This is a genomic window from Alcanivorax sp. HI0083 (genome assembly GCF_001635175.1).
In genome coordinates, this window is the sequence record NZ_LWFX01000938.1 from 1 (window position 1) to 4,871 (window position 4,871).

At 57.8% G+C, this 4,871-nt stretch carries 6 protein-coding genes; 4 read left to right on the plus strand and 2 right to left on the minus strand.

Going from position 1 to position 4,871, the window contains the following annotated elements:
• On the minus strand, window positions 1–245 hold a 245-nt coding region (locus A3754_RS10385), incomplete at its 3' end, for a S1 RNA-binding domain-containing protein (RefSeq protein WP_156496946.1).
• A 637-nt stretch (window positions 246–882) separates the two neighbouring features.
• On the opposite strand from A3754_RS10385, the gene A3754_RS10390 reads away from it, so the two are divergent.
• The 3 genes from A3754_RS10390 to sppA are packed head-to-tail and all read left to right on the plus strand — an operon-like array spanning window position 883 to window position 3,499.
• Window positions 883–1,836 (plus strand): RluA family pseudouridine synthase, encoded by a 954-nt coding sequence (locus tag A3754_RS10390; RefSeq protein ID WP_063519616.1) that lies wholly within the window; start codon window positions 883–885, stop codon window positions 1,834–1,836.
• Entirely contained in the window at window positions 1,833–2,522 is a 690-nt protein-coding gene (locus tag A3754_RS10395; protein ID WP_063519617.1) for an HAD-IA family hydrolase, read from the plus strand. The genes A3754_RS10390 and A3754_RS10395 overlap by 4 nt, the downstream gene beginning before the upstream one ends.
• 2 nt (window positions 2,523–2,524) lie before the next feature.
• The gene (gene sppA / locus A3754_RS10400; RefSeq protein WP_063519618.1) at window positions 2,525–3,499 is read left to right on the plus strand and encodes a signal peptide peptidase SppA; all 975 of its coding nucleotides are present in this window, start codon (window positions 2,525–2,527) and stop codon (window positions 3,497–3,499) included.
• A 106-nt stretch (window positions 3,500–3,605) separates the two neighbouring features.
• Here sppA and A3754_RS10405 read toward each other — a convergent pair whose 3' ends face one another.
• Window positions 3,606–4,199 (minus strand): nucleoside triphosphate pyrophosphatase, encoded by a 594-nt coding sequence (locus A3754_RS10405; protein WP_063519619.1) that lies wholly within the window; start codon window positions 4,197–4,199, stop codon window positions 3,606–3,608.
• 136 nt (window positions 4,200–4,335) lie between these two features.
• On the opposite strand from A3754_RS10405, the gene A3754_RS10410 reads away from it, so the two are divergent.
• Entirely contained in the window at window positions 4,336–4,851 is a 516-nt protein-coding gene (locus A3754_RS10410; RefSeq protein ID WP_063519620.1) for a DUF177 domain-containing protein, read from the plus strand.
• Window positions 4,852–4,871 lie beyond the last annotated feature (20 nt).

Below are 4,871 nucleotides of genomic sequence, written 5' to 3' on the forward strand. Positions count from 1 at the left end.
GGGTCTTTCTGGAAGTACTGGCGGGAAATTTCCTTGAGGGGAAGGAAGCCGTGGCGCTCGGCGCCGAAGTCTACAAAAGCCGCTTCCAGGGACGGTTCTACCCGGGTGATCTTGCCTTTGTAAATGTTGGCTTTTTTCTGTTCTCGTGTGCGGTGTTCAATATCTAGGTCATACAGACGTTGTCCGTCGACCAGAGCCACTCGTACCTCTTCAGGGTGAGTGGCATTAATAAGCATACGTTTCATGGTGCTACCACAAGTTTGTGGTGGCATGGGGCAGGGCCGGGTGCAACCGGTAGCAGACCAGGGGGAGTGCTGTGGCAGGCATGTCACGGATTGGGCGCACGCTGGGCGTGTGGTTCGCTTTCCTTGGTGATCGTGTTGCCTGAGTCAGCGGCTCTCCGAGTTGTGTGCAATGTTTAGTGCGTAATCATGCTGGCAGCTGGCCAGTCTGTAATGCTTCACGCGATTGCCGTGGTTGTGGAGTATGAATGTCTCCTTGCGTCACACAGCAATGTGTAAACTCTTGTCTGTCTGTTTTCCAGGTCGTTTGACCGGCGCTGCAGGCCACCATCGTTAATGTTCAGGGCCCGTTTTCGGGCGCTGTAAATGGGTCTTCTGCAGCGTGTGCCCAGTTCCGTGAGGGTATTTCCCTTCTGGAAGGTGGGCTTAACGCTTTTTCTGTGACCTGGGGGCGGGCTCTGTCTTCATCGGCTGTAGCCGGAGAGGGCCAAACGGCGAATGTTCGCTGCGCGTCGCCGTTGCCTATTTCAGGTCGACGCTTGACTATAGCAATAAAAGGCCAGCGGGATCAATCAGATAGATTGCTGACATGCTTGCGCCAGATGCAGACATTTCCGCCGATCACGCTTAGAATCGCGCCATGTCAGAAGATACCCCCGCAGCGAACCGGGTGACGTTTGTCACCATAGATGAAGGCCGGCATGGTCAGCGCCTGGATAATTTCCTGTTTACCCACCTTAAAGGGGTGCCTAAATCCCGTGTTTATCGGATTATTCGCTCCGGTGAGGTGCGCGTTAACAAGGGGCGCGCCAAGCAGACCACCCGACTGGCCAGCGGTGATGTGGTGCGTATTCCGCCCATTCGCACCAGTGAATCCGCCGCACCGCCGGCGGTGAGTGAGGGGTTGGCCGAGCGCTTGCGCCGGGCCTGTGTCTATGAAGATGACCAGCTATTCATTTTCAACAAGCCGGCAGGCCTGGCGGTGCATGGTGGCAGTGGTGTCAGCCTGGGGCTGATCGAAGCCTTGCGGGTGATGTATCCCGATGAAAAGGAAATGGAGCTGGTGCACCGGTTGGACCGCGACACCAGTGGCCTGATCATGGTGGCGCGGCGGCGTTCGTTTCTGCGCAAGCTGCAGCGCCTGATGCAGGGCGGCCAGGTGGAGAAGCGTTACTGGTTGCTGTGTCAGAGCTTCAAGGGCAAGGAGCGCACGCTGGATGCGCCCTTGCTGAAAATGATGAATGGCAACGAGCGCATCGTGCGGGTCTCCCGCGAGGGTAAGCCCTCGGTGACCCATTATCGCCTGCTCGAGCGGTTTGCTCAGGCGCAATTGGTGGAGGCCACTCTGGAAACCGGCCGCACCCATCAGATTCGGGTGCATAGCCAGTTTGGCGGCTTTCCCTTGTTGGGGGATGACAAATACGGAATTGCGAAAGGGGAGGCCCTGCTGACTGAGATCGGCCGCCGTCGCCTTTGTCTCCATGCCCGCACCCTGGTGTTTGTGCACCCGAACACGGGCAAGCGGCTGACGGTTACCGCGCCGCTGGATGACGATTACGAGGCGATTCTGACGGCCCTCAGGAGTCAGCGATGAATAATGCGCGTCCTTATGACCTGGTGATTTTCGACTGGGATGGCACGGTCATGGATTCCACCGGTCGTATTGTCAGCTGCATGCAGCTGGCGGCGCTGGATCTTGGGCTGCCTTCGCTGGCAGATCCGGTGGTATGCAGCATTATCGGGCTGGGATTGCCGGAAGCCATCGCCACGCTCTACCCGCAACTGGACGATGCGGGAATCGTCGCCATGCGCGATCGCTACGCTTTCCACTTTATCGCCGCCGAGCAGACCCCAAGCGCCCTTTATCCGGCGGCGGAACAGGTACTGACTCACTTGCGCGAAAGTGGCTTTAAGCTGGCGGTGGCCACCGGCAAGAGCCGAAAGGGGCTGCAGCGGGTGTGGGGAAATACCGGCCTGGATCGCTATTTTCATGCGTCACGCTGTGCCGATGAAAGCCAGTCCAAACCGCACCCGGCCATGGTGTTGGAGTTGCTGGAAACCATGGCGGTGGCGCCAGAGCGGGCGGTGGTGGTGGGTGACACCACGTTCGATCTGGAAATGGCCCGTGCTGCCGGGGTGGACCGCATTGGCGTGAGCTATGGTGCTCACCCGGTTGAACAATTGTTGCCGTGCGAGCCCTTGGCGGTGATCGACCGATTGGATCATTTGCTGCCGCTGGTGGGTTTGGCGGCGTCTGAATTTGTAATGGAGAGTGTGTGACTATGGAAAATCAGCCATCTTCCCGGCCCCCGCAGAATGAGCGGGAATGGAAGCTGATCGAAAAATTGCTGGGCCAGGCCCAGGATGAACAGCGCAAGTCCCGTCGCTGGGGCATCTTTTTCAAGGCGCTGACTTTTATATACCTGTTTACGCTGTTGGTGATGGTGATTCCGGGAAAAACCGGTTCAGCGGTGACCATGGCGGAAAAGCATGTGGGGATTGTTGACGTAAACGGTGTGATCGCGCCGGATCAGGATGCCAGTGCGGATTTGATCGTCACCGGCCTGACGCGGGCGTTTGAAGCGGAAAACACCACTGCCGTACTGTTGAAGATCAACAGCCCGGGTGGCTCGCCGGTGCAGTCAAATCAGGTGTACAACGCCATCAAACGGCTGCGTGCCGAGTACCCGGAAAAGAAAGTCTATGCGGCCATTACCGATGTGGGCGCCTCGGGGGCCTACTTTATCGCCTCCGCTGCGGATGAAATTTATGCTGACCCGGCCAGTATCGTCGGCTCCATTGGTGTGATCATGGCCGGTTTCGGCCTGGAGCAGGCAGCGGACAAGTTGGGTGTGGAGCGCCGTGTGCTGACCGCCGGTGAAAACAAGGACCTGATGGACCCGTTCTCGCCGATTCAGCCGGCCCATCGCAAGCATGTGCAGACCATGCTGGATGACATTCACCAGCAGTTTATTACCGCAGTGAAAGAAGGGCGCGGCGATCGCCTGAAGGTGGATGGCCACCCGGAACTGTTCTCTGGCCTGTTCTGGACCGGCGAGCGGGCACTGGATCTGGGGCTGATTGACGGCCTGATGAGCCCGGGGCAGGTGATTCGCGAAGTGGCGGGGCAGGAAGAAATGCTGAATTACAGCGCCAGCCGTTCTCCCATGGAAGAATTTATTCGCCGTTTTGGTGTATCCATTGGTGAAGGCATGGCGGCCCAGTTGGGTCTGAGTGCCTCGCCGGTGATTCGTTGATCATAATAGCTACGAGCTACGAGCTACGAGCTACGAGCTACGAGCTACGAGAAGCTAGAAGAGGCGAGTTCCGAGAGAGATAGTGCTCGGAACTCGCCTCTTTCCTTTATATAGGCAGCTGAATCCCCTCGGCGGCCAGGAATTCGGTTAACACGATCAATGGCAGGCCCACCAGTGTATTCGGGTCGCGACCTTCCAGTGCCTTGAACAAGACAATGCCCAGCCCTTCGGATTTGAAGCTGCCGGCACAGTTCAGTGGCTGCTCTATGTCCACGTAGCGTTCGATTTGCGCCGGTTTCAGGGTGCGGAATTGCACATGAAACGGGTCACAGGCCACCTGGCTGCGACCGGTGGCGGTATTGAGCAGGCATAACCCAGTCAGGAAGGATACCCGCTGACCGCTGGCGGCGTTGAGCTGGCGGATCGCGGTGTCCCGGTCACCGGGCTTGCCCAGGACCTGATCGCCGATCACGGCGACCTGATCGGAACCGATGATCAGCGTGTCCGGGTGCTGATCGGCCAGCGCCAGGGCTTTTTCCCGGGCCAGGCGCATCACCAGTGCGGTGGGGGATTCACCCTCATGCCGGGACTCGTCGATATCCGGGCTCTGATGGATAAAATCCAGCTTCAGCTTGTCCAATAATTGCCGCCGAAAGGGCGATGAAGAGGCGAGTAACAGGGTAGGTGTCTGGTCAGTCATGGGGGTCTCCGCGCGTTGCGAGGGCAAGTGTAAGGATTATTTTTTCATGACGCACGAAAAACCCTGTTGACTCAGGTGCTTAGTGCCTCACATTAACTTTGACAGCAGGGCCTCACGGCCCTAGAATTGCGCGCTTATGTTTTCAGGGCAACTGCCACAGTTCCTCGATCCTCGCAAATATGCGGATCAGGGTCGCGTCGTTGAGGGCCAGCTTACCGTTGGAGACCTGCCTCGCCTGCAGGAATACCGCGAAAGTCTGGACCAGCCAGTAGCTATATCGCTGGCGTTCGATCGTGATGATGAGGGGCATCGGCGTATCGAGGGCGAGGTTAGCACCGTATTGGTGCTGCCATGTCAGCGCTGCCTGGAGCCAGTGAGTTATTCCATTACCGCCCATATTGATGTGGCGCTGGTGTGGAATGAAGATCAGGCCAAGGCATTGCCGGAGCGACTGGACCCCTGGTTAGTTGGCGAAGAACGTATGGTTCTCACCGATCTGATCGAAGAGGAACTGTTGCTGGCCATGCCGCTGGTGGCACTGCATGACCCTTGCCCGACAGCTTTACCGCATGATCGCGGTGAACCTGAGAAACACGAAAACGCGGATAATCCTTTTGCCGTGCTGGCCAAATTAAAAGGTCAAGGCAAGTAAATTCAGGCTGAATAAACGCC

Bases quoted from the DNA above. Each gene is read 5' to 3' on its own strand.
- sppA (WP_063519618.1), top strand. From the start codon at position 2,525: ATGGAAAATCAGCCATCTTCCCGGCCCCCGCAGAATGAGCGGGAATGG.
- A3754_RS10410 (WP_063519620.1), top strand. From the start codon at position 4,336: ATGTTTTCAGGGCAACTGCCACAGTTCCTCGATCCTCGCAAATATGCG.
- A3754_RS10405 (WP_063519619.1), bottom strand. From the start codon at position 4,199: ATGACTGACCAGACACCTACCCTGTTACTCGCCTCTTCATCGCCCTTT.
- A3754_RS10390 (WP_063519616.1), top strand. From the start codon at position 883: ATGTCAGAAGATACCCCCGCAGCGAACCGGGTGACGTTTGTCACCATA.
- A3754_RS10395 (WP_063519617.1), top strand. From the start codon at position 1,833: ATGAATAATGCGCGTCCTTATGACCTGGTGATTTTCGACTGGGATGGC.